Annotated in this window: 19 protein-coding genes and 2 pseudogenes; 11 read left to right on the forward strand and 10 right to left on the reverse strand. The window is 71.1% G+C overall.

What is annotated here, in order from left to right; genetic code table 11:
• Positions 1-1,871: 1,871 nt before the first annotated feature.
• Positions 1,872-2,120, reverse strand: coding sequence for a hypothetical protein (locus tag IPI43_32295; protein ID MBK7778745.1), 249 nt, complete (start codon positions 2,118-2,120; stop codon positions 1,872-1,874).
• A gap of 2,242 nt (positions 2,121-4,362) precedes the next feature.
• On the opposite strand from IPI43_32295, the gene IPI43_32300 reads away from it, so the two are divergent.
• Positions 4,363-5,058, forward strand: coding sequence for a hypothetical protein (locus tag IPI43_32300; GenBank protein ID MBK7778746.1), 696 nt, complete (start codon positions 4,363-4,365; stop codon positions 5,056-5,058).
• Positions 5,059-5,147: 89 nt separating this feature from the next.
• On the opposite strand, the gene IPI43_32305 is transcribed toward IPI43_32300, so the two are convergent.
• The 8 genes and pseudogenes from IPI43_32305 to IPI43_32340 form a co-directional block, all read right to left on the reverse strand.
• Complete coding sequence (locus IPI43_32305; protein ID MBK7778747.1) at positions 5,148-5,792, reverse strand: HAMP domain-containing histidine kinase; 645 nt, start codon at positions 5,790-5,792, stop codon at positions 5,148-5,150.
• Positions 5,793-6,117: 325 nt separating this feature from the next.
• Entirely contained in the window at positions 6,118-6,498 is a 381-nt protein-coding gene (locus IPI43_32310) for a hypothetical protein (protein ID MBK7778748.1), read from the reverse strand.
• A pseudogene (locus tag IPI43_32315) lies at positions 6,495-7,180 on the reverse strand (response regulator transcription factor). The gene IPI43_32310 and the pseudogene IPI43_32315 overlap by 4 nt, the downstream one beginning before the upstream one ends.
• A 16-nt stretch (positions 7,181-7,196) precedes the next feature.
• Positions 7,197-10,246, reverse strand: a pseudogene (locus IPI43_32320) (efflux RND transporter permease subunit).
• A 944-nt stretch (positions 10,247-11,190) separates the two neighbouring features.
• Positions 11,191-11,433, reverse strand: a complete 243-nt coding sequence (locus tag IPI43_32325; GenBank protein ID MBK7778749.1) for a hypothetical protein — start codon at positions 11,431-11,433, stop codon at positions 11,191-11,193.
• 2 nt (positions 11,434-11,435) lie between these two features.
• A complete protein-coding gene (locus tag IPI43_32330; GenBank protein ID MBK7778750.1) occupies positions 11,436-11,756 on the reverse strand; it encodes a hypothetical protein in 321 nt (106 codons plus the stop codon).
• A 158-nt stretch (positions 11,757-11,914) separates the two neighbouring features.
• A complete protein-coding gene (locus IPI43_32335) occupies positions 11,915-12,226 on the reverse strand; it encodes a hypothetical protein (GenBank protein MBK7778751.1) in 312 nt (103 codons plus the stop codon).
• A gap of 4 nt (positions 12,227-12,230) precedes the next feature.
• Complete coding sequence (locus IPI43_32340) at positions 12,231-13,220, reverse strand: 6-phosphofructokinase (GenBank protein MBK7778752.1); 990 nt, start codon at positions 13,218-13,220, stop codon at positions 12,231-12,233.
• A 440-nt stretch (positions 13,221-13,660) separates the two neighbouring features.
• Here IPI43_32340 and IPI43_32345 point away from each other — a divergent pair, with 440 nt between their 5' ends.
• From IPI43_32345 to IPI43_32355, 3 genes are all read left to right on the forward strand, one after another.
• Positions 13,661-13,819, forward strand: coding sequence for a hypothetical protein (locus IPI43_32345; GenBank protein MBK7778753.1), 159 nt, complete (start codon positions 13,661-13,663; stop codon positions 13,817-13,819).
• Positions 13,820-13,899: 80 nt separating this feature from the next.
• The gene (locus IPI43_32350; protein MBK7778754.1) at positions 13,900-14,331 is read left to right on the forward strand and encodes a hypothetical protein; all 432 of its coding nucleotides are present in this window, start codon (positions 13,900-13,902) and stop codon (positions 14,329-14,331) included.
• 272 nt (positions 14,332-14,603) lie between these two features.
• Positions 14,604-14,789, forward strand: a complete 186-nt coding sequence (locus IPI43_32355) for a hypothetical protein (GenBank protein MBK7778755.1) — start codon at positions 14,604-14,606, stop codon at positions 14,787-14,789.
• A gap of 80 nt (positions 14,790-14,869) precedes the next feature.
• Here IPI43_32355 and IPI43_32360 read toward each other — a convergent pair whose 3' ends face one another.
• Positions 14,870-15,055 (reverse strand): hypothetical protein, encoded by a 186-nt coding sequence (locus IPI43_32360; protein MBK7778756.1) that lies wholly within the window; start codon positions 15,053-15,055, stop codon positions 14,870-14,872.
• Positions 15,056-15,219: 164 nt separating this feature from the next.
• Here IPI43_32360 and IPI43_32365 point away from each other — a divergent pair, with 164 nt between their 5' ends.
• From IPI43_32365 to IPI43_32395, 7 genes are all read left to right on the forward strand, one after another.
• The gene (locus IPI43_32365; protein ID MBK7778757.1) at positions 15,220-16,857 is read left to right on the forward strand and encodes a hypothetical protein; all 1,638 of its coding nucleotides are present in this window, start codon (positions 15,220-15,222) and stop codon (positions 16,855-16,857) included.
• Between the two features lie 35 nt (positions 16,858-16,892).
• Entirely contained in the window at positions 16,893-18,107 is a 1,215-nt protein-coding gene (mutM, locus tag IPI43_32370) for a bifunctional DNA-formamidopyrimidine glycosylase/DNA-(apurinic or apyrimidinic site) lyase (protein ID MBK7778758.1), read from the forward strand.
• A complete protein-coding gene (locus IPI43_32375; protein MBK7778759.1) occupies positions 18,007-18,327 on the forward strand; it encodes a VTT domain-containing protein in 321 nt (106 codons plus the stop codon). The genes mutM and IPI43_32375 overlap by 101 nt, the downstream gene beginning before the upstream one ends.
• Before the next feature lie 517 nt (positions 18,328-18,844).
• A complete protein-coding gene (locus IPI43_32380) occupies positions 18,845-19,339 on the forward strand; it encodes a hypothetical protein (protein ID MBK7778760.1) in 495 nt (164 codons plus the stop codon).
• Between the two features lie 4 nt (positions 19,340-19,343).
• Complete coding sequence (locus IPI43_32385; GenBank protein MBK7778761.1) at positions 19,344-19,634, forward strand: hypothetical protein; 291 nt, start codon at positions 19,344-19,346, stop codon at positions 19,632-19,634.
• 336 nt (positions 19,635-19,970) lie between these two features.
• On the forward strand, positions 19,971-21,284 hold the full coding sequence (locus IPI43_32390; GenBank protein ID MBK7778762.1) for a GH3 auxin-responsive promoter family protein: 1,314 nt from the start codon (positions 19,971-19,973) through the stop codon (positions 21,282-21,284).
• 402 nt (positions 21,285-21,686) lie between these two features.
• Positions 21,687-22,169, forward strand: coding sequence for a hypothetical protein (locus IPI43_32395; protein MBK7778763.1), 483 nt, complete (start codon positions 21,687-21,689; stop codon positions 22,167-22,169).
• Positions 22,170-22,934 lie beyond the last annotated feature (765 nt).

Below are 22,934 nucleotides of genomic sequence, written 5' to 3' on the forward strand. Positions count from 1 at the left end.
GATCGGGTCACGTCGTATGTGGTCGGGCAGCCCCGGCGCGTCTGGGACCCATGGTTGCATCCTCGGGCGACGATGGCACGCGCGGAGGCAACTACGCGGACTGGCCTCCCGCATTTCGGACAAACCGCCCGCTGCGCCGAGAATACGGCGGCGGTGGCCTCGTCGGCACGACACCGTCCACCAGCCACGAGGCTCAACTTTGATGCGTGAGCGCGTCGCCGGCGCTCGATGTTCCAGCCACAGGGCACCAGGACTCCTCGCGATGTTCGTTCCTTCCACGGTCCGGCCAAGGCGCCAGACAACCTCGGTGTGGACGTCGCGACGAGCCGAACCCCTGCTCGCGACGATCTGTGCCGTCAGTCCGCAAGTACGCTGGATCAGACGACCAGCCACTCCCGCGGCGCCCGATGGTCGCGTAAGGCGCGTTGCCAGCACACTCGTTCACCACGGAGTCCGTCTGGCCGCGGACGGTCACGGACATCACCCCGGTCGCGTCCCAGGTCGCCTCCGCCCCGAGAGAACGCCATCGCGAGGAACGCTTCCACAACGCCGGAGCAGCACGGTGCGCTTCGAGGTGTTCCGGCGGAACGCCGGGATCGCCTCGGCGGTCCCACAGCAGGCGGAGTTGGGGGCGGCGGCAGGCTCGCCGGGTGCGCGTGCCCGCATCGATCCATGTGGCGCGCGAGCTGCTCGAAGCCGCGCACGTCCGCGCGCTGTCGGGCACCACTCGGTGCCAGAACCGGACCATCCGGGCTGCGCCCCTGCATGGCCGCGAGGAGGGACGCGCACGCAGGAAGCGGCGCCGCGCCATCCTGGATCGGGGCATCGAAGAGGGTGGATCAGTCGGCCGACACTTACGAGCGACTGCTCAGAGGCTAGCGCCGGGCTCGGGTGGCTCGGGGGGTCAGCTGCGGAGGATTCTCGACTCTGCTCCGGGTGAAGGTGAACGTCCAGCGTGGCGAGTCTCGGTTCGGAACCGTGGCCGAACGCCGTGGGCGTCTCACCTCGGCGCGCGAACTGGAACCCCGGGGCCCTGGCCCCGCGACGCCTCCGGGGGCGACCTCCACCGCGCCGCCGCAGCGCGCGCCACGACTGCGCACCGGGGCAGCTCACGGCGGCGTCGGGGACGCCGCTGCACTGGAAGTACGTCACCGCAGCGCGCGATCCACGCGATTTCCTCGCGAGCCCCCGCAGCTGGCTGACGTCGATGGCCGCCCAGGCTCGAAGCCATTGGCTTACGGCCGACGCGATCTGCGCACGCCGCGGGGACGGACCATCCTGCTGCGCGAAGCCCGACCGTCACGAGCCGCGGGCCCAGCCACGAGGACCTGCGCGCGCATTGCGCTTCAGGCGCGTCTTTCGCGAGCGACTTCGGCGTCGGCCGTGGGGAGAGTGTGGCCCTCAACAAAAGCAGCCAGGCCCCGGGCCGCGTGGCGCAGTCCGCTGCATCCAGGGAAGTCTCGCCAGGCTCCGTCGTACCTCTTTCTTTGGTCTCGGCGCGTCCTACCGCCACCAGGGGGCCCAGCGCGTCCTGCCAGGCCACGCTCGGATCACCGCTCACGGCTGCGCGCGGCCCGCAGCGCCGCCCTTCGCGCATCTCGGCGCGCTCGCCACGCCGAAGATAAACCTCGGCGGGGTCGGAACCAGCGGCTCCGAGGTCCTCGTCGCTCACGCCATCGCGCCGGGCGTCCTCGATCAGCTCCGGGGATCAGGCCCACGTGGTCATTGACCGCGGATTGAACCGCGCACCCCACTGGGGGCCGAAACAGCACGTCACCCGCCTAGGACTGAACGGATGAGGTGATCCGGATCGCTCTGCAGGGCTGCCCAACCGGACTCTCGCAGAGCTGGCCTGGCTTGCCCACCACGAGTCAAAGCGAAGCACTCGGCCGGGTCCACCACCTGGCTGATGAAGCGCGGTGGTCGCACCAGGCCTCGCCCATAACGCCCGTGCGGTCGGCTTCAGCGGCAGCCCGTTGATAGGTGATGCCGTCGTGAGCGGCCAGGCGTTGGTGTTGCACTACCGGCACCCGGTCTTCCTTTTCCACTGTCACATAGGCACGCGCGAACTGTTTCTTTGAAGGGATTGGATCCACCACCGAGATCGTGCCGTGGCTCATCTCCATCACATGCGCAGCTCGCCCAGCGGCTGGAGCCCGGCGGCCTGGCGGTAAAGGGACCTTCGAGCGCCAGCATGCGGATCCGCCCGGGTGTGCGGGCTTTATTGCCGGTGACGCTGCGAAGCCGGTCATCGAGCGGCGGCTCGAGAAACTCCCGCGGCGGCTTTGAAGCCCCGTAGAAGTTGCCGCCGTCGAACTGAGGCGGACACGCCCGTGTTGCAGTCCAGCGTGAAGTTCGATAGTGCCCGCTGTTGACATGCGTTGCCCAGCTCGATGGCCGCGGCTGCCAACGCCCGCCGAGAAGGCATTGTCGTACTTGAGCACGGGGAACAGCGCACGCACGCCGCGGTGCGTGGTAGTGGGCCGGACGCTGGCGCTCGAAAGCCGCGTCGCACGGGAAGCCTCGCGCGGAACCGAAAAGGGAAGACGGGTTCGAGATCCTCGTTGCCCAGGATGACGGCCAGCTCGCCGGACGCGGTGACCTCGCGGGCCTCGGCCGGGCTCACGATGGAACCAGCAATCGCCAAGCCACCTGACTGCGCGTCGATGGCGCTTCCATGGCGGCGAGGCCTCGTCAAATGCCCGCGGTCCACGCCCACCATGTCGTTACAAGGTGGCGCACCGACGGCGTTGACGGTCACCGAGGTGCCAGCACCTGGTTTGCCCGTGGCGTGCTGCACCGCCGCGGCACGGGCCGCTCCAGGTACGCGCGCTCAGCCACTTGTAGTACTGCACTTGCGTGGAAGCCTCGCGCTTGGGTGAACCCGGAAGTCGACTAGCCGCTCGTGTCGTGGTTGGACTCCGGAGTGCCCCCAGGCGACCAGGGGGCGTCCCGAGGGTGCCCACGTCGGTGTTCGCCCCCGTCGAAGAAGTAGCCACACCAGATCGCGGCGTCCCGAGGCGCGGAAGCGCTCGCAGTCCGGGTAGCGCAGACTCGACGCCCAGGCGGTGGAAGGGCGCGCCGTGGAATATGCCCCCGCCCCCGAAGCCGGGGTTGGTGGCAGGTGGGTGCGTCGACGAAGCCGAACAGGTCTCCATCATCGAAGGTGCCGCGCGTAGACTCGCCCGTGGCGTCCAGCGTCATCTCCGAAACGACGTAAGCCCCTCGGCTGGGCGAGGCGAAACGCCAGCTTGCTCGGGGTCCGCAGTGAGTCCGAGAGCGCTGATCGAAGCGCCCTGTGCGGCGGCGGCTTCCCTGCGACGCGGGGAGACCCGCTCGGTTCGTGAGCTGCGCTGACTTCCCACCTCGGCCGGCGACACGAAGGTGTCGTCCAGCAGCTCCACCTCGTTCTCCGAGCGTGGCCGCGCGCTTTCAAGCTCGTCCACTCGGACACCAGGTAGTTCCGGTCCTGGTCGTAGATCAGATAGGTCCCGGAGGTCCGACGCCTTCAGTGCGAGCGCAACGGCATATCCCAGAATGCGTCCGCCGAACTCATAGCCGGTGCCCTCGAACGCACCAAGGAGCGCGTGTTCCGGCTGCAGGGGCGCAGTGGCGTCCATGACGGGCAGCCTCGTTGAACTGCGTAGAGGTTCTCGTGGGGCCGGCAGAGGCGGGCGGCACTGACAGACGTCGTCGCCGCAGCCCAGCGCCAGGAGGCCCAAAACACTTAGCAAATACGCGAGGGGGAGCGCCGCATGCGCGCATTCGATCTACGCTGTCCGCGCCCGGTAGATAAACAGTGGCGATGTGATCGACGATGGCCCTGCGTCGCTGACGCCCGGACAGAATGGTTGATAACGCGCCGCGGGTTAACGGCGCAAAGGGGCAGGAGACAATGCGCGCCATGGAATATCCTCGCTGTGGGTTAGAGGGGTGGTCGCGAGCGCTTGGATGATGCTGACGCCGCTGGTGGGTTTTGCTCGGGAGGAGACCCGAAGCAAAAGGGCTGACAGAACGCCCCCGACGCCACAGCCGAGCCTGCGAGCGGGGGCTGAGCGGGCAGCCTGCCGGACCTGGAGGCCACCGTCGGCCCCGAGGGCGCCGCCCCCGGGCCTAACCGTCGTGAGCGAACACCGCCGTGGCCAACGAGAGCAGACCGGCTGGGTGGACCGCGCACCACCGTGCAGACCACCGGCCACCACCAGCGCGTACCGCGACGAGCCGCGCCAGATCGACTTCCCTCTTCGACGGTGAGCCACGGGCCGCACGTGGAACTCCGCCACCGTGCCCGAGGGCGACCTCCTCCTCGCAGCATCCACGTGCGCATCCCGGCGGCGCGCGCGTGCACGCCATCGACCTCACGTGTGGCTTCACCAAGGTGCAGGCACGAGCGATCTCTTCGCGGGCAACCGCCGCCTGCGCCGCGTGCGCGTGCGGCACCCGGGTGGCGAAGTGCTGGCCACGCTGAACACCGAGGAGCAGCGGCTGCAACGAATCCCGGTGACGGGCGAGGCGGGCGACTACGAGATCGAGATCCTGGAGTGGGTGGCGGGCGCGCGGCCCACGTGGCGCGAGCTCTGCATCTCGGAGATCCGTGTGGGGCGTGGCCGACGCGACGCGCCGCGCGCTGCGGCCCCGCGCTGCTGGGGGGCGTGCAGCCGGGCGGTGGTGGCCGCGGTGGCGGCGCGGGACCGAAGGCGCCGGACGCTGCTCGAGGGAGACGAAGGGGCCTCAGAAGAAGGCGACGACGAGGAGGGCCTCGATGACAGCGAACCGGCCAACGCCGCGCCGATCATCGCGCAGCGCGCCGCTGGCCTGCAGATCACGCGCCTCGAGCTCGCCCCCGAGATGGACGGGCGCACGCCGCTCGGCCGCGCACCACGCATCGGAGCTGCAAGGTCACGAACAGTCCACTGCTACTTCGAGCCGACCACCGAACCGCCACGGCGGCACCGTGGCGCTCGCCCGGGGGGGACATCAACGGTGGCAGCCGTGGCGCTCCCACGGGATCAGGTGGCCGCCAACCGTCGCTTCGTGATCTACCGCTCACGTCGGTGAGCTGGCGCCGGCCCGGCACCGCCACTGCGTGGTGCGGCAGGGAACCGACGAGCTAGGCGCATCCGTTCACGATCACAAGTGACGCGCCGCTAGGCGGCAGGGCGATCTCTGGCCAGGCGCCGCGCGTGGACGGCTGAGCGCGCAGGGCGCGGCCTCGTGGCGCTCGGCCACCCCTCGCGCACCGGCGCGAGCCCAGTTGCACCCCCCTGCCCGGCCCGTCGCTCACGGTGAAAAGGCACGAAGATGCGCTCCTCGGCGCCCGGTGGGATGCCCTGCGCCCTCGTCAACGCACGCGGATGAGCAGCTCGCCGCCGGCCGTGGTGAGCGACCTCCACGCGGCTCTCGCGGGCGCGTGTGCGGAGCGCGTTGCGCAGCAGATTGTCGAGCGCGCGTCCCAGCAGCTCGGGCTCCACCAAGGCACGGGTGGCCTCCGACGCGCGCAGCACGAGCGTGACGTCGGCGAGCGTGGCGGCGTCCGTGAAGCGGCGGATGGAGTCGCGCACGATCTCTCGGACGTCCGCGAGGCGCTCTTCCCGCGGCGCAGCGCGCGCTTGCCCGAGGCCCAGCAGCTCCTGCGCCATGGTCTCGAGCCGGGTCACCTCGGCGCCCACCTCCTCGAGCGCCTCGCGCAGTTCAGCGTCTTCGCGCGGGCGGCGCAGGCTCACGTCCACCGTGGCGCGCAGCGTGGCCAGCGGCGTGCGCAGCTCGTGCGCCGCCCGCCAGAAGCCGCTCACGCGCGCTGCGGTCTTCGCGCATGCGCACGGTGGCGCGGCTCACGGCGGCCCGCAGCTCCCCCACCACGTCGGGCAGGTCGTCCACGGGCGGCTCGCGGTCCAAGCGCCCCTCGCCCAGGGCCTGCACGTGCGCGGCGATCCCCTCAAGCCGGCGAGCCCAGCCAGCGCGCGTGCCGGCGCTGCGCCACCGAAGAGCGCCAGCGCCACCAGCAGCAACCCGAGCGCGCTCGAGCGCCAGTAGGCGCCCATGGTGCGGTCCACTCCGTCGAGGCTGCTGGCGTTTACAGCGCGTGCGGGCGGCCATCCGGGCTGGGCACGCGCAGCGTCAGGATGCGGTCCCGACCTGCGTACGGAACACCGGCTCTCCGCCCTCCGGAGGCGGCAGGCGCTCGGGCATGAGCGGGTTGGCGCGCCCCACCATCTGGCGCGTTCCGTCGGGCCCATAGATGGCGGCGGCCGCGGACTCGAGCGACCCGCTCGACAGCAGCGCAGCACGCACCGGTGAGTCGTCGGCGTGCAAGTGCGGGAGGCCATCCGTGCGGTCGAAGAGGCTCACCGACTCGGAGGCCGCCTGGGCGCTGAGCGACTGATCGAGCGCCGCCAGCAGCGAGCGCTGGAAGAGCAGGCCCACGCCGACCCCCGCGATGCTCATGAGCGAGAGCGGCAGCGCGACGCCGTACGCCAGGAGGCGCCGGTCGAGCCTCATCGTTCTGGCTCCGCAGGAGACAGGCGAAAGCCTACGCCCCGTACCGCCACGATGCGCGCGGACCTTCGGGGCCGAGGGCGTCCAGCTTGCAGCGCAGGTAGCCCACGTACACGTCGAGGATGTTGGAGGTCGCCCTCGAAGCCCCAGCCCCACACGGCGGTGAGCAGGTGGCTACGCGTCATCACGTCGCCGGCGTGCGTGAAGGGTTCCGTGGGCCAGCGACAGCTCGCGCGGCGAAAGCGAGACCTCGGCCTCGCCGCGCCGCAGATGGTGGCGCCGCCCGTCGAGCCGCCACCCCCCCTGCCGGCGTCACGCTGGCGCCGACGGCGCGCCGCTGCAGCGCCTCGAGACGCGCCACCAGCTCCGCGAACGCGAAGGGCTTCACCAGGTAGTCGTCGGCGCCGGCCCGCAGGCCCGTCACGCGCTCGCCCACCTCGCCGCGGGCCGTCAGCATGAGGACCGGCAGCCGCAGCCCCTCCGCGCGCCACGCTCGCAGCAGGCTCGGGCCGTCCACGTCCGGCAGCATCCAGTCCAGCACCACCACGTCGTAGACCACGTCCAGCACCTGCCGGCGCGCATCGGCCGCGGTGCCGCAGACGTCCACCACGTGGCCCTCTTCACGCAGGCCGCGCGCCACCTTCTCGGCCAGGCGGGCCTCGTCTTCCACCAACAGGATGCGCATGCAGGCCATGGTTCTATCAGGAAGCCACGTCCTCCGCCGGGGCACCTTCGCGGACCCCGAGCAAGCGGGCCAGGTAGGGGTAGAGCACGGGCAGCAGCAAGAGACTGACGGTGGTGGAGGTCACGAGGCCGCCCACTACCACCGTGGCCAGCGGGCGCTGCACCTCGGCGCCCACGCCGGTGGCCAACATCATGGGCACGAACCCGAAGGAGGCGACCAGCGCGGTGGTGGACACTGGCCTGAGCCGCGCGCGGGCGGCGTCGAGGGCGGCCTCGCGCGTGGGCTTTCCGGCCCGCATCTCCTCTTCGATGCGCGCCACCAGCACCACGCCGTTGAGCACCGCGATGCCCGACAGCGCAATGAACCCGATGGCCGCCGAGATGGATACGGGCAGCTCGCGCAGCGAGAGCAGAACGATGCCGCCCACCGCCGCGAAGGGGATGTGCAGCGCGATGATCAACACGGGCGCGAGCCGCCGGAACAGCAGCAGCAGCGTGGCCCCGATGCCCAGCAGCACCAGCGGGATGACCCACATGAGGCGCCGCTTGGCCGCCTCGAAGGCCTCGTACTGGCCACCCCAAACCAGGCGGAAGCCGTCCGGCATGCTCAGCCCCGCGAGCCGCCCGCGCGCGTCGCTGGCCACGCTGCCCAGGTCGCGCCCGCGCACGTTGAAGCCCACCGCGATGCGGCGCTCCGAGCGGTCATGGTAGATGGCGCTGGGCGTCTCGAGCGTGCGCACGGCCGCCACCGCGTCGAGCGGCACGAGCCCGCGCGCGGTGGGGATGGGCGTCTGCCCGAGCCCTGCGCTGGTGGGGGGGGCGTGAGCCGCACGCGGATGGGGATGCGCAGCACGTCGTCGTAGGTGGCGCCCGCCTCGAGTCCCACCTGATAGGCCTGGACCGCGTCCAGCACGTCGGCCACGCGCAGCTCGTGGCGGGCCGCACGCAGCGCGTCGGGGACGACGTCCAGTAGCGGCACCTCGGGGGGCGCGAGGATGCGCACGTCCTCGGCACCCGGGAGCCCCTGGATGCGCCGCTCCACCTCCTCCGCGAGCCGACGGGCGGTGCCCAGCTCGGGGCCGTAGACGCTCACGCTCACGTCCGTGACGTCGCCGCCCACCAGCTCGTTGAAGCGCATCTGGATGGGTTGCGTGAAGGCGATCTCGTCGCCCGGCGCTGTCGCCTCGATGCGCTCGGCCAGCTCGGCCAGCAGCCGCTCGCGCGTCATGCCCGCCCGCCACCGCGACACCGGATGGAGCCGCACGAAGACATCCGACTGCTCGAGGCCCATGACGTCGGTGGCCACGGCCGGGCTGCCGATGCGGCTGTGGATGGAGGCCACCTCGGGCACCTCGAGCGCGGCCTGCTCGAGCGCCGTGCCGAGCCGCGCGGCCTCGTGGATGGAGATGTCGGGCCGCCGTGTGCCCTGGATGACCAGGTCGCCCTCGTCCAGCTGCGGCACGAACGCCGTGCCCGCGCGCGCGAAGAGCGTGCCGCCACCCACCAGGCTGAGCAGCGCCAGCAGCGCCAGCAGGCCGGGCCGCCCGCTCACCCAGCGCAGCACGGGCGTGTGCACGCGCTCGAGCCAGCGCACCAGGCGGGGGGCGGTGGCGGGCATGTGCTCGCGGCGCACGAAGCGGGCCGTGGCCGCCGGGATGAACGTGAAGGTGAGCGCCAGCGCCGCGGCGAGCGCGAGCACCACCGTGATGGCCATGGGCTTGAACATCTTCCCGTCCACGCCCTCGAGCGCCAAGATGGGCACGTACACCATGAGGATGACGGCCACCGAGTACGCCACCGGGCGCGCCACCTCGGTGACGGCGCGGCGCATGGCCGCCGAGGGGTCCTCCTCTGGGTGCTCCGACCAGCGGTGGAAGATGGCCTCCACCAGCACCACGGCGCCGTCCACCAAGAGACCGAAGTCGATCGCGCCGAGGCTCATGAGGTTGCCCGGCACCTCGAGGGCCACCATTCCCACGACCGCGCCGAGCATGGCCAGCGGGATGGTCAGGGCCACCACCAGCGCGGCGCGCAGGCTGCCCAACATGAGGAACAGGATGATGGCCACCAATAGCCCACCCTCGAGCAGGTTCTTGCCCACGGTGCGGAGCGTGGCGTTCACCAGGTCGCTGCGGTCGTAGATCGGCTCGATCTCCACGCCGCTCGGCAGCACGGCGCGCACCTCTGGCATGCGCGCGTGGATGCCCTCCAGCACCTCGAGCGCGTTCTCGCCACGCAGCATCTGGACCATCACGTAGACGCCCTCGCCGCGGCCCTCGGCGGTGGCCGTCCCGAGGCGTGGCTCGGCCAAGGCGCACCGCTGGCCACGTCGCCGATGCGCAGCGTCTCGCCGCCCGGAGCGGCCCGCAGGACGGCGCGCCTGAGGTCCCGTGGCTGGGAGGGAGCGCGGCCACGCATGAGCACGCGCCCCTCGCCCGCCGAGAGGGCGTCCCCCGGCACCGCGCCGCTCGAGGTCGAGACGGCGGCGCGCAGCTCCGCCAGCGAGACGCCGTGCGCGGCCATGGCGATGGGGTCGCCGATCACGTCCATGGTGCGCCGCGTGCCGCCCCAGGTGTTGACCTCCACCACGCCCGGGACCGAGCGCAGGATCCAGGGCGCGCGCAGCTCCACCAGCTCCAGGATCTGCGTGGCGTCCGTAGCCTCGCCGTCCACGGCAAGTGGGAAGATCCTGCCGAGGCCGCCTTGTCAGCGGCCCAAGCTCAGGGGGTCTCGACGCCGGCGGGCAGCGGGGCAGGCCCACCAGGCGCTCGGCCACCAGCTGCCGTGCGCGCACGAGGTCCACGTCGTCCTGGAACACGGCGAGACCACGCTCAGCCCGTAGCGCGAGGAGGGGAGCGCTGCGTGGCCCCCTGGCTAGGCCGGCAGGCCGCCGAGCGCGATCTCGATGGGCCGCGTGACCAGACGCCCACCTCCTCGGGGTGTAGCCGGGCGCCTGCGGGGGAGCAGCTGCACCTGCGGACCGGTCACGTCCGGGCAGCGCATCCAACCGCAGGTTGCGCGCCGACAGGAGGGACGCCGCCGCGAGCGCCGCGACCACGGCGAGCACCGAACCCGCGCTCTCTCGATGGAGGCGGCAGCAGGCGCCTGATCATCGGTGCCTGGGCTGGAGCGCACGGTGACACGCGTGCCGGGGCAGCGCCTCCGTGAGCGGATAGAACCTGGAAGAGGCCATCTCGGGATCGAGCACGGGTCGTGCAGCGCGCTGCTGCTCAGCGTTCCGTCGTCCGTCACCACGGTGACGGGGCCGGTCGGAGGACGCCGTGCCGTGGTCACCTGAACCACCGCCTCGCTGGGTCCCCACCAAGCGTGCGAGCGGCGCACCGGACCCACCACACCGCCCTCGGCGAGCAGCAGATCCACCAGCGCTGGCGCGCGGCGCCCGCACCTGCAGGACGCCGTGGCGCGCGAGGTGCGCCTGGTCCGCACGGTCCCCGCGCGCGCGCACGCTTGGCGAGCGCCACGTCGCGGCGCGTCCCCGGCTCTCGGCCAGGTGCCGTCCACACCCTCCAGCCGGCTCGCGCGGCGCGAGGCCCCCGTTCCACCAGCTGCACCACAGCGCTCGCGGCGCGATGCCCAGCACGCCGCGCTCGTGGCCCAGACCCGCCACCGCCGCCGCGGCCACCGCCAGTCGGGCACCTCCCTCCTCGGCCAGCACGCTGCCCTCCTCGACGGGTTGGCCACGCTGACCAACAGGCGACGCACGCGCCCCCTCGAAGGATAGCCCCACCTCCACCACGCCACCGCGCGTCACCACACGCCCGAGGGTCTCTTCCCATCGAGGTCGGCGTCGGCGGTCGCTTCGTCGTCGCGCGCGTCCGTGGCCGCTGTGGTGCCGGGCGCGCTCGGCTCCTCGGCGCGCGCCCTCGACGGCCGGCGGCGCGGCAGACTCGGCGGTGGAGCCCGCCCCTTCGTCTCGGGGCTCCCCGCCGCACGCTCCGAGCGCCAGGAGCAGCAGCAGGGGAGCGCGGAGACCTTCGTGGACGAGACGGCTCATGGCCGCGCCTCCGCGCTCACGGTGGCATCCAGCAGCAGGCGCAGGCGCAGCTGGGCGCGCGCGGCGTCCCCCGCCAGCGCCTCGTGGTCCATCTCGGCCAACGCCAAGTCCAGCGAGGCCCGCAGCAGCTCGGCGCGCGTGGCGGCTCCCAACGCGAACCTGCGCTCGATGGCGCTCACGCGCGCGCGGTAGGCGACGAGCACCTCCGCGCCGTGCCGGTCGCGCGTGGCGCGCGTCACCTCTAGCGCGTCGATGGCGGCGTGGAAGACGGCGTGCGACTCGTGGCTGGCGCGGACGATCTCTGCCTCGGCGCGGGCCACCGCCTCGGCCGCCGCGGCCCGCGCTGGTCCGCCACGGTCCACCACGCCGAGGTGAACTGCGCCACGCCCGCCACCACGATGTCGCGCGGCGAGTCGCGCTCCACGTACACCCCCAGCGCGCCCGTCCCGCGCGCGTCGCGCTCGGCCTCGCGCTGCCGCGCCTCGGCCACGCGAAGGAGCGCTGTGCGCAGCCGGAGCGTGGGGACCGCAGCCACCACGCGCCGCTCGGCGAGTTGCAGCACCAGCCAGGCCTCTCCGCCTCGAGCGCGGCGAGCATGCGCTCGGCCCGCTCTTCCACGTCGAACGCGCGCCGAGCTCGGCGGCCAGGCCCCCGAGGCCGCGCCGCACCCACGCGCCCGAGCGCGAACCCCGCAGCAGCGTGATCTGCGCTGACCCCACATCAGGCTGCGGGCGACGGCGCCGGCCCCCTGCACCTGCACCTGGGGTTGCCCACCCAACGGCCGACGTCGGCGTCCGCGTCGGCGCGGCGGGCGCGCACCTGCTCGGCCACGCGTGCCTCGGGCCGCACCAGGGCGAGGTCGATGGCCTCTTCGAAGGTGAGCTCCAGCACGTCGGCGTGCGGCGTGCTCGGGTGGTCGAGCGTCGTGGCCTGCGCGCCGGCGGGGCCGCCGGGGCGGAAACGAGCAGCAACACCGGGAGCGCGAGGAGGCGCGCGCGCGAGCGGGCAACGAACGGGTGGCAGAGGCGACATCGCTCTACGGCGCCGACACGAGCCGCCCTGAGACGAACATGAGAAAGCTCTCAGGTTGGACCGCGCGCTCAGCTGAGCAACGACAGCGCGCGCGCCAGGTCCGCGAGCCGCGTGGCGGGCTCCTGGTTGCCGCACGCCACTCGGCGATGGGCACGCGCCGCACGTCACCGTGCCATGCCGGACATGAAGCCGCGCTCCCCGGCCAAGAGCCCGCTGGCCACGTCGGCACCCACGGCGTGCCGCCAGGAGCCGGTCGCGTGGGCTGGGCGACCACCGCGCTGCACGTGGCCCAGCACCGTGACGCGCATGTCGGCGCCGGGCACGGGCGGCAGCAACGCCGCGGCGAGCGCTGCCGCGCCGCCTTGGTCGTCACCCTCGGCCACCACCACCAGCTCGAGTTCCGCTTCGCCCACTCGGCGATCAGATGAGCCGCCAAGACGGGCACGTCGGTGGGCCACTCGGGCGTGACGATGGCCTCCGCCCCGCCGGCCACGCCCACGGCCATGGCGATGGCGCCCGAGTGCCGGCCCATGACCTCCACGAGGAACACGCGGTGGTGGCTCTCGGCGGTGTCACGCAGGCGGTCGATAGCCTCCACGCCGCGCCCCACGGCGGTGTCGAAGCCGATGGTCTCGTCGGTGCCGAGAACGTCGCAGTCGATGGTCCCGGGCACCCCGCCCACCGCGATGCCTTGCTCGTTCATGAGGGCGAGCGCCCCGCGCATGCCGCCGTCGCCACCGATGACCACCAGCGCGTCCGCGCCCGTCGCGCGCAGGTTCTCCGCGGCGCGGGCGCGCCCCTCGGGCTGCATGAAGGCCGCACAGCGTGCCGTGCCGAGGCGTGTACCGCCGTGCGAGGCGCGCGCGTCGAGGTCCGCACGCTCGAGGGGGAAGATGCGGTTATCGAGCAGACCCGCGTAGCCATCCATGACGGCCAGCAGCTCCGCACCGGCCGTCTCGGTCACACGACCGATGGCGCGCACGCAGGCGTTCATGCCGGGTGAGTCGCCCCCCGAGGTGAGAGCACGGCGATGCGGCGGGGGAGTGACGCTAGGTTGGTCATCGCCTCGGAGGCTAACGCGAACTGCGACTTGGATCGATGTTCGCGGATGCATCGCCGCCCCTCGACCGCTATGTAGTCGCGTGCCACGCGACGCCGTTCGATTCACCGCATGTACGCTGATGGCCCTCGCGCTCGGTCCAGCAGGCTGCGGAACCGCCACGTCCGAGCCGCCGCCCGGGGCAGAGAGCCCACCCTCTAGCGAGCCTGTGGCCCCGACCCTGCCCGAGGTCGTGGGCCCTCGACCACCCTCTTGGGTGGCCGAGCGCGTGGCCTCGTCTCGGGCGCGTCTGCGGGCACACCCCGCGGGAGCCATCGTCTGGGCGTCCATCCGAGGCCCACGGCGGCCTCGAGACCTGGCTCGGCAAGAGCACGGTGGCGTTCGAGTTCGACTACCAGCCGAGCGCTCAGCCAGAGCGCCGCATGCGCACGTTCAACCAAGTGGACCACTGGAGCGCCCGGGCTCGGCAGACCGAGCTGCCGGGTGGCAGCGGCCCCGAGGCCACCCTCGGGTGGGACGGCGAGCGAGCATGATCACGCCCGGCGTGGACGCGTTTCCCAGCAGCCCACGCTTCGGGCGCTGACGCCAGTACTACTTCGTGGGTATGCCCTTCGTGGCGGCGCCGACCCAGGGACGCGCACGAGCGCCCCCGGACGCCTCGCTCGATGGCGTGGTCCATCAGCTGGTGAAGCTGACGTACGGAGCTGGCGTGGGCGACGCGCCCGACGACTACTACATCCTGTACCTGCACCCCGACACGCATCACCTCACGGCGCTGCGCTACGTGGTGAGCTACCCGGGCTTCTTCCCGGAAGGCGGGCACACACCCGAGAAATTGATGCGCTACAGCGAGCCCACCGTCGTGGACGGGCTGCGCTTCGCGGGGCGCCTCGACACCTCCGCGTGGGACCTCGAAGCGGGCGTTCCGGGAGACGTGGTGACCACCATCCGGGTCTCCCGCCTCGCGCTGGGAGAGGCCTGGTCGCAGGCGCTGTTCGCCCCGCCCGACGGGGCCGTCGTCGCTGAAGACTTGCACGGGGAGTGAAGTCGTAGAATCCGCATACGCCGGAGCGCGACGCCTGGTAGCTTGGCGCGCACCACCACGGGGGTAATCAGCATGAACGTCGACTTCACGGAGCAGGGGACGCGCACCAACATCGAGAGCGCGACCAAGGCATTTCCAGGTCAGCGACCTCCAGCAGCGCGCTCTTCCACGCGAGGCCTCGGTGCTGTCGGTGGACCCGCAGAACGCAGCCGCCATGCGGGGCATCCTCGACCAGATCGTGGCGCGCGCGGGGCGCCGAGACGCTCACGCTGGTGCGCAACGACCAGGCCAAGTTCGACCACATCACCGTGGCCACCCGCGCATACGTGCAGGCGCGCCTCAACCACAACGTGGAGGCCTTCCGCGAGCTGTGCTTTCGTGGTGAACCTGCGGCCCGACGTGCCCCTACTTCCAGTGGGGCGCCGAGTGGGCCGCCGAAGGCCGGCTCAACGGCATGAGCACCGAAGACGCGGTGAAGCTGGTGGTCATCCCCACGCTGCGCTGGCTCTCGGGTGCCCGGCCCCGTAGCCGACGACGACTACCGGCGCCCCAACGTGCTGGCCGCCGTGCTGGTCATGACCATCCTGCGCCAGCAGCACGCGCAGGAGCTCATGGTGCTCATGGCCGGCTCGTCCGCGCTGCGGCGCGCGGGAGACTTCGCGCCCGCCATCCAGCTGGCCGAGCAGTGCCACCAGCTGGACAAGCGCTGGAGCACCGCGATCATGGTGGCCACCGCGCACCGCGACGGCGGCGGCGCCGATCGCGCCATCGAGTGGTACCGCTACTCGCTCGCTCGAGGGCGCCGACCCCATCTCCACCCAGCTCGACATCGGCGACACGCTGCTGAGCGCGCAGCGCTGGGACGAGGCCATCGCAGCCTACCGCGATGTGCTCGCGCAGAACCCCAAGCACCGCCACGCCGAGTCGTCCATCACCTACGCGGAGTTCAAGAAGACGGGCAACCCGGCCTTCAAGTTCGCGCTCTACGACCAGGCCGAGCACTCGGGGCGCGCGTGGCAGCTGCTGTGCGACATGGAGCCGCAGCGTGACTACGTGCACTTCCTGCCGGGGCCGGGTGACGCCAGCGCCAACGCGCTGCGCAACATCGTGCGTGACCTCACCCAGCACCCCGAGCGTGGCCAGGGCGGCAAGCTGGACATGAAGGTCACGCACCCCGAGTCGCCCAGCGTGTTGCTGGCGTTCGAGCGCTGGGCCGCCGCGCGTGGCCTGCAGATCGGCGTGGGCCTCAGCTACGAGAAGGTTCAACAGCCCGACCCGCGCGCATCACGCGGCCCCGTGTCGTTCTCGCTGTGGCGCTTCGACGCGCAGCGTGGGTATCCCAACGTGCCCGCGCCCGACCCGCGCGCCACCGAGGCCGTGGCCACCATCGCCCGGCAGACCTTCCTGCTGGAGCGCTGGGACGCCGCCGCGAAGCCGCTCGGCGCGCAGATGGGGGTGGCCTGGGTGGAGCAGCTGCTCTCCGGCATGGTGCACCCGCCGCCGCCGCCCGAGGGCATGGACCCGTTCGCGTGGGTGCAGCGCATGCAGGTGGCCGCCGCGTTGGTCATCGCGCGCACGGACAACAGCTGGAGCGACACGGCGGGCCGCAAGTTCGCGCTGTTCAACCTGGCGCGCGGGCCGGTGGACTGGACCACCGACGCGGCCATCATCGTGCTGGCCTGGCTCACGCGCGAAGAGCCCGCGTTGCGACCCGAGGTGGAGGCGCTCTTCGGCGAGCTGCGCGCCAGCATCCCGAAGGACGGGTTCACCTGCTTCGAGCGGCCTCTGGCGCTGGCCTGGCTGGCCATGGGCGGGCACGACAAGGCCAAGCTCGATGGCTTCGACGCGTGGCTGCGCGACATGGACGCTCGCAACAGCACGCAGCAGCAGGAGGAGAAGCACGAGGGCCTCACCATCGCGCAGTACGCCGAGCTGTCGGCGCGGCGCGACGCGATCACGGCGAAGCACGCGCAGCACACCGGCGGTCGGCTCGCAGCCGTGGCGAACGCGTTCGGCAACGAGCAGTGGAAGGCGCTCGAGGCCCTGTGCCGCGAGTACGGGCTCAAGGCCGACAACGCCGCCGCGAGCGGGCGCATCGAGGCCTGGGAGATCCGCCTGCGCAGCGACCAACGCCTGCGCGCCTTCTTCGAGCAGCAGGTGAACCTGACTCGGCTCAAGGTGGAGGGCATCGACCCGAACAGCCACGAGGGGCGCATCGCCGAGCAGATCCGCGGCGGGCACTTCGACGTGGAGGGCGCGCGCGTCAACGCGCAGGCCGTGGCTCAGCAGATGGCGGCTGGCGAAGACATGGGCGACCCCGACCCGGTGGTCTTCCCCGGTCAGCCGGTCGCGAAGCTGTCCGACTACGTGAAGATGATGAAGAAGATGCAGACGGGTGACATGAACGGCGCTCTCAAGATGTACGGCCTGAACATGGGCTCGTACGGCGGCGTGGCGCAGGCCTGGGGCGTGAAGCTGGCGTCCGACCCCGTGTTGACCGCCAAGTTCGGAAAAATGATGGCGTAGTGATGGTCTAGTGATGGCGTAGTCTCTCGGGCGTCATGCCCGAGCTCCCCGAAGTCGAGACCGTCGCGCGCTTGATCGCCCCGCGTGTGACGGGCCGCACCATCGTCTCTACCGAGGCGGGCTGGCTGCGCTCCCTGGGCGGGCCGAGCCTGCGGGACTTCGACCGCAGCGTGCGCGGAGCCACCATCACGCGCGTGGGTCGCCGGGCCAAGTACATCGTGCTCGAGCTCACGCGCACGGAGACGCATGGCGTGGTGAAGCCTGCCGGCGCGCTGCTGGTGCACCTGCGCATGAGCGGGCGCCTGTACGTGGAGCCCAGCGCCACGCCGCTCGGGCCCTACACGCGCGTGGCCCTGGGCCTCAGCGACGAGCACACGCTGCGCTTCGACGACGTGCGCAAGTTCGGGCGCTTCACCTTCCACGGAGGACCCCGCGTGACGCTCGCGCACCTGGGACCGGAGCCCTTGGAAGACGACTTCACGGCGGCGTGGCTGTCCCAGGCGCTGGCCGGGAGACAGCGTCAGCTGAAGCCCCTGCTGTTGGACCAAGAGTTCGTGGCGGGCCTCGGCAACATCTACGTGGACGAGGCCCTGCACGAGGCAAAGCTTCACCCGCTCCTGCCCGCTGACCGCGTGACCAAGGCGCAGGCGGCCAAGCTGGTCACCGCCATACGCATGATCCTGAATGAGGCCATCGCGCGCGAGGGCTCCAGCTTCGACACGTTCTACCGCACGCCCGAGGGTCAGCCGGGCAGCTACCAAGACCAGTTCCGTGTCTACGGCCGCGACGGGCGCGCGTGCCGCCGCTGCGCTGCCACCGTGCAGAAGTTCGTGGTGGGCCAGCGGGGCACGCACATCTGCCCACGCTGTCAGGCGAGCACCCCCGCGAGGTCCGCCGATGAGCGACGAGACCACTGCCAGCACGGACGCGAAGAGCGCCCCCAAAAGCCAGTCGATCAAGTGGGTGATTCTGCTGCTCGTCGTCCCCGGGGTGCTGTGGGTGACGGGCGCGTTCGACTACCTGCGCGACACCGATCGTGTGCGCACGGACGTCACGGCGCTCGGCCCGCTCGCGCCCATCGCGTGGGTGCTGGTGCACGCCACGCTCGAGGGCTTGGGCGTGCCGGCCACGTTCATCGTGATCGCCGCGATGGTGCTCTTCAGCAAGCCCATCGCGCTGGTGGTGTGTGTGCTGGGCAGTGCGGGCGGCATGGCCTTCGGCTTCTGCTTGGCGCGCTATCTCGCGCGTGACTGGGTGAGCGCGCGTGTGCCCGAGCGCTTCCAAAAGTGGGAGTCGCGCGTCAGCGAGAACGCGTTCCTCGTCTCCCTCGCCATGCGGTCGGTCCTGTTCCTCGCGCCGGGCCCCGCCTACGTCATGGGGCTGTCCCGCGCGCGTTTTTTTCCGTGCCTGCTCGGGGGCGTTGATCGGCTGCATTCCCGGCCTCTGGCTCATGGTGTACTGGGGTCCTGAGGCCGCCGCGCTGACTCAGCGCGTCCCCCCAGAGGGTTGGGTCGTGGCCGCTGCGGTCACTGTCTTGGCCGCGCTCGCCTTCCGCCGCATCCGCCGCAACACCTGACACCCAGTGTCAAAACGGTGGTTTCTCGCTCGGTTTGGCCCATGAACCCCGTCATTTTTGCGATGTGCGAAGGGTGCACATGCAGACTCAAATGCTGTAACACGGTCATGGGTGTCTCTCCCCGTCACTGAGCGTCGTGGCTTCTACGGTCGATCATATAGTTATGACGCGGTAGTAGCTGAACGTTGTAGACGGCTGGCGAAAACTTACCGACAAGTAACTTGAATTTATTGACAAGATGTTTGTAGAAAGTTTTCGCAAATAATCCAATCGCAATTCGAAACTTGCTGTTGTACACGGTTGCCAGATTGGAAGGAATCAGGTGCCCCCCGTGAACCACGAATCCCCCCTCGCCCCCCTCACCGCGCGCTTCCGGCGCGTGGAATCCATCTCCCCATCGAGCTGACGCAGATGCCTGCGCTCTTCTCGCGCTTCTACGAAAACGCGGACCTCGCGACGTTCATCAAGGACCTCTCCGAGAAGTCGGGCGTGATCATGGTGCGTGAGAAGAACGAGGCCGCGACCATCCGCGGCTTCAGCACCATCAAGCAGGTCGAGCTCGACGACGACGGACGCCCGGCCATCGGCGTCTTCAGCGGCGACACCATCCTGCACCCCGACTACTGGGGTGACCGCGCGCTCAAGGACGGCTTCGTTCGGTACATGCTGGGCGTGAAGGCCCGCATGCCCCGCACGCCCATCTACTGGCTGCTGATCTCGAAGGGCTACAAGACCTACCTGCTGCTGGCGAACAACTTAGTCACGAACTACCCGCGGGCGGACAACCCCTCGGACCCGCGCCTGCGCGGCATCGTGGACCAGTACTGCCGGCAGCTCTTCCCCGCGCGCTTACAACCCCACCAAGGGCATCTTGGACTTCGGGGAGGGTTCGCAGTGCCTGCGTGACCCGGTGGCGCCCATCACCGAGGAGCTGCGCGCCGAGAACCCGGCCATCGCGTTCTTCGAAGACCGCAACCCCGAGTGGCACCGCGGCGTGGAGCTGCCCTGTGTGGGCGAGGTCTCGCTGAACCTGCTGTGGCCCTACCTGGCGAAGGAGTCGTCGCGCATGCGCAGCTCGGCGCCGCCCCCCGGAGCCTTGGCCACCGAGCTGGGCGAGCGCATGCCCTCGCTGGCTGACCTCGCGCGGCAGCTCCGCGGGCGCACCGACGACACGCCGTTCACGCTGGAGGACCGCGCATGAAGGACCAGCTGCGACCCTTCGCGCATCAGGCGGCGCGCGCCGTCTGTGCGTGGGGCGCGCGGCGCTTCGACGACGCTCTCCACGACGTCGAGCGCACGCAGCGCGCGACGCTGGCCCGCCAGCTGGAGCACTTCGACGGCTCGCTCCAGGCCAAGCGCCTGGGGCTCACGCGCAGCATGAGCGCCGAGGCGTTCCGCGACCGTGTCGCCGAGCACTCGTGGTCCGACGTGGAGGCGCTGGTCACGCGTCAGCGCGCCGGCGAAGAGCGCATGCTCACGCGTGAGCACTGCGAGCGCTACCAGCCCACCAGCGGGTCGAGCTTCGCGTGTGAAGTGGGTGCCCTACACGCCCGGCTTCCTGGCCGACCTCGACGCCGCCGTCACGCCCTGGGTGGCCGACCTCTACCGCAGCGTGCCGGGTGTGCGCGCCGGGCGGCACTACTGGTCGCTCTCGTGGATCCCCACCGAGCTGCGCGCCGACACGCCGGGCAACGTGAACGACGACACGCAGCTGCTCTCGTGGGAGAAGCGCGCGGCCGCGGCGCTCATGGCCCCCGTGCCGCGCTGGGTGGCCTTCGCCGAGTCTTCGGACGACTCGCTGTTCGCCACGCTCGCCTGGCTGCTCGCCGCGCGTGACCTGTCGTTGATCTCGGTGTGGAGCCCCACGTTCGCGCTGAACCTCTTCGAGGGGCTCGAGCGCCACCGCACGGAGCTATGCGACACGCTCGTGCAAGGGCGCTGGCAGCGCAGCGGTCTGCCGGGAGGCGCGCCGCGTGCCCCCGAGGTGGCCGCCATCCTGCGCAGCTACCCCGGCCCCGCCACGCCCGAGCTGCTGCGCGCCCTCTGGCCGTCGCTCTCGCTGATCAGCGCGTGGGACACCTCGTCGTCGGCGAGCTGGGCCCGCAGGCTGCAGGCGCTCGCCCCCCACGCGCACTTCCAGGGCAAGGGTCTGTGGGCCACCGAGGGCGTGGTCACCATCCCCTACCGGGGTAAGCACGTGCTGGCGTCGCGCAGCCACTTCTACGAGTTCGTGGACCTCGCCACCGAGCGCTCGCACTTCGCGTGGGAGCTGCGCGAGGGCCAGGAGGTGCGCCCACTGCTCACCACCGGCGCGGGACTCCTGCGCTACGGGCTGCGCGACCGCTTGAAGGTGCGTGGCTTCGTGGGGAGCACGCCGTGCCTCGAGTTCCAGGGACGCATGGACGACACCGACATGGTGGGCGAGAAGCTGAGCCCCGACGCGGCCGCGCGCGCGCTCAGCGCACTCGAGCCGATGGGCGACTGCCAGCCCCTGTCGCTGATCCCGCTGCCGAGTGGCCTGCACCCCACGTCCGAGCGCCCCTGCTACGTGGCGCTGTGCGAGGGCGCGCCCAACCCCGAGCGTGACCAGGCGCGGTCGGAGACGCTGGAGCGTGGCCTGCGCGAGTTCTTCCACTACGACCTCGCTCGCGACCTCGGGCAGCTGGCCCAGGCCGAGGTGGTCACCACGCCGCACGCGCGCGCCGTCTACGAAGAGCTCGGCGTCCTGCGCGGCATGGTCAAGGGAAACATCAAGGTCGAGCCCCTCTCGGCCTGCATCGAGGGCGCCGCCGCCCTGCACCTGCGCCAGGTGGCGCGCCCCGTAGCCACAGGAGATCAGTCATGGACGTAACGAGTTTTCTTGCGCAGTTCCCCGACGCGCGCTGGGCGACGCCCAACGACAACGCCACCATCCTGGAGCTACCGACGGCTGAGCATGCAGGGCGGCGCGTTCAACATCACGTTCGTGAAGGACCGGACTACTTCCGCTTCCTGCGTTACGAGGGCCCCGAGCACCACGTGCTGCTCGTCGAGAATAGCGACGGCGTCGCCGAGGGCATGGCCACGCTGGTGATGCGTCCGAGCTACGTGGGTGACCAGGTCGAGTGGGTGGGCCACTGGTCGGATCTGCGCTTCATCCGCGGCCGCGACCGCCGCTCAAGTTCGACTGGAAGGTCTTCACGGCGCCATCTGCGACCACGGCCACGAGATCGAGGGCTGGCACGGCTGCAAGCACTGGCTCGGGTCGTTCGTCATGGCCAACGACCGCGCTCGCGCGGCGTTCACCGCCCAGGAGACGCCGTTCGACCTCACGCCCGTGGCGTCGTATCAGATGATCAACCTGCTGGCGCACCGCCCCTTCGGGCGCGGCAAGCTGCGGCAGCTGAAGCAGGGCATGCCGGACGTGAGCGTGCGCGTGGCGCGCACGGAGGACATCGGCCGCCTGCGCGCGTTCTTGAACACGCAGAACCGCGAGCGCGCGCTCGGCTACGTGTACGAGGGCGAGCACGACGAGCTGAACCGGCGTCTGCAGAGCTGGGACGACTTCTCCATCGAGAGCTTCTACCTGGCGAGCGACGCCAACGGGAAGCTGGTGGGATGCCTCGCGCCCTGGGACCTGTCGCCCGGTCGGCGCATCGTGGTGGACGACTTCACCGCCTGCACATGGCCGAGCCTGGCGCGTGGGCTCGGCGGAGCGTTCCGCAGCCCGGCGAGAGATGCGCATCCTCTACCCTGATGACCACAGGAGGATCGACCACACGCTGCCGACCAGCGGGCGACGCGCCGTGTTCGCGGCCCTGCTGGAGGCGCTCTTACGCCGACCCGCGCGTGGCCGACTACCACGTGGTGGCCACGAACGGATGGTTCGACCGCGGAAGAGCATGGCAAACCCCGAGGGTGATCGAGCCGGCCTTCTTCACCCAGAAGACGCCCACCCTGCTCTGGCGTGATGACCACGCCCGGGACGCACGAGCCCGTGAACGAGGCGCACCTCCGGGTGCATGCGGGACACGAGATGTGCCTCACCTGATCCTGCCCCAACCGCCCCGGAGCGCAGATGCCGCGCTCGAGGGTGTGGCGGGGTCCATCTCGCGGGTCTACATGAGATGACCTTCGAGCGGCCGCTCGACGCGACAAAGCTGCGCACCTGCGTGCGCGCTGATCACCGCCTGCTCCCACGCACCCGCACAACGCCTGGTCGCTGGGACGCCCGCTACGTGCCTCGAGGTGCTTGGACACCGACCCGCTCCTCGAGCCCCTGTTCGACGAGGTCTTCGGCGTGCTCGCGGGGTGGCCGCCAACGAAGAGCGGCTACACAGTAACGCAACGCCCCTCTTGGCGGAGCCCCTTCGCGCTCGGGCGCAGCCTGCCTGTGCGCTTTGTTGCCGACCACCCCACGCGGCCCACGCTCTTCGGGCGATCGCACTCACCTGTGTGCGACGGCGCGGCATGATCCAGATGATTTGACGCTTCGGGGCGCGTTGGGCTGGGAAGCCGATCG

The organism is Sandaracinaceae bacterium, assembly GCA_016706685.1.
In the GTDB taxonomy this organism is placed as follows: Bacteria; Myxococcota_A; Polyangia; order Polyangiales; family Houyiibacteriaceae; genus JADJJE01.

What these genes read in the sequence shown, in the direction of transcription:
- IPI43_32335 (MBK7778751.1), bottom strand. Translation starts at nt 12,226, where the DNA reads ATGTCGCCTCTGCCACCCGTTCGTTGCCCGCTCGCGCGCGCGCCTCCT.
- IPI43_32395 (MBK7778763.1), top strand. Translation starts at nt 21,687, where the DNA reads ATGGCCAACGACCGCGCTCGCGCGGCGTTCACCGCCCAGGAGACGCCG.
- mutM (MBK7778758.1), top strand. Translation starts at nt 16,893, where the DNA reads ATGCCCGAGCTCCCCGAAGTCGAGACCGTCGCGCGCTTGATCGCCCCG.
- IPI43_32375 (MBK7778759.1), top strand. Translation starts at nt 18,007, where the DNA reads ATGGTGCTCTTCAGCAAGCCCATCGCGCTGGTGGTGTGTGTGCTGGGC.
- IPI43_32340 (MBK7778752.1), bottom strand. Translation starts at nt 13,220, where the DNA reads ATGAACGCCTGCGTGCGCGCCATCGGTCGTGTGACCGAGACGGCCGGT.
- IPI43_32380 (MBK7778760.1), top strand. Translation starts at nt 18,845, where the DNA reads ATGCCTGCGCTCTTCTCGCGCTTCTACGAAAACGCGGACCTCGCGACG.
- IPI43_32295 (MBK7778745.1), bottom strand. Translation starts at nt 2,120, where the DNA reads ATGAGCCACGGCACGATCTCGGTGGTGGATCCAATCCCTTCAAAGAAA.
- IPI43_32310 (MBK7778748.1), bottom strand. Translation starts at nt 6,498, where the DNA reads ATGAGGCTCGACCGGCGCCTCCTGGCGTACGGCGTCGCGCTGCCGCTC.
- IPI43_32360 (MBK7778756.1), bottom strand. Translation starts at nt 15,055, where the DNA reads ATGATCGCGGTGCTCCAGCGCTTGTCCAGCTGGTGGCACTGCTCGGCC.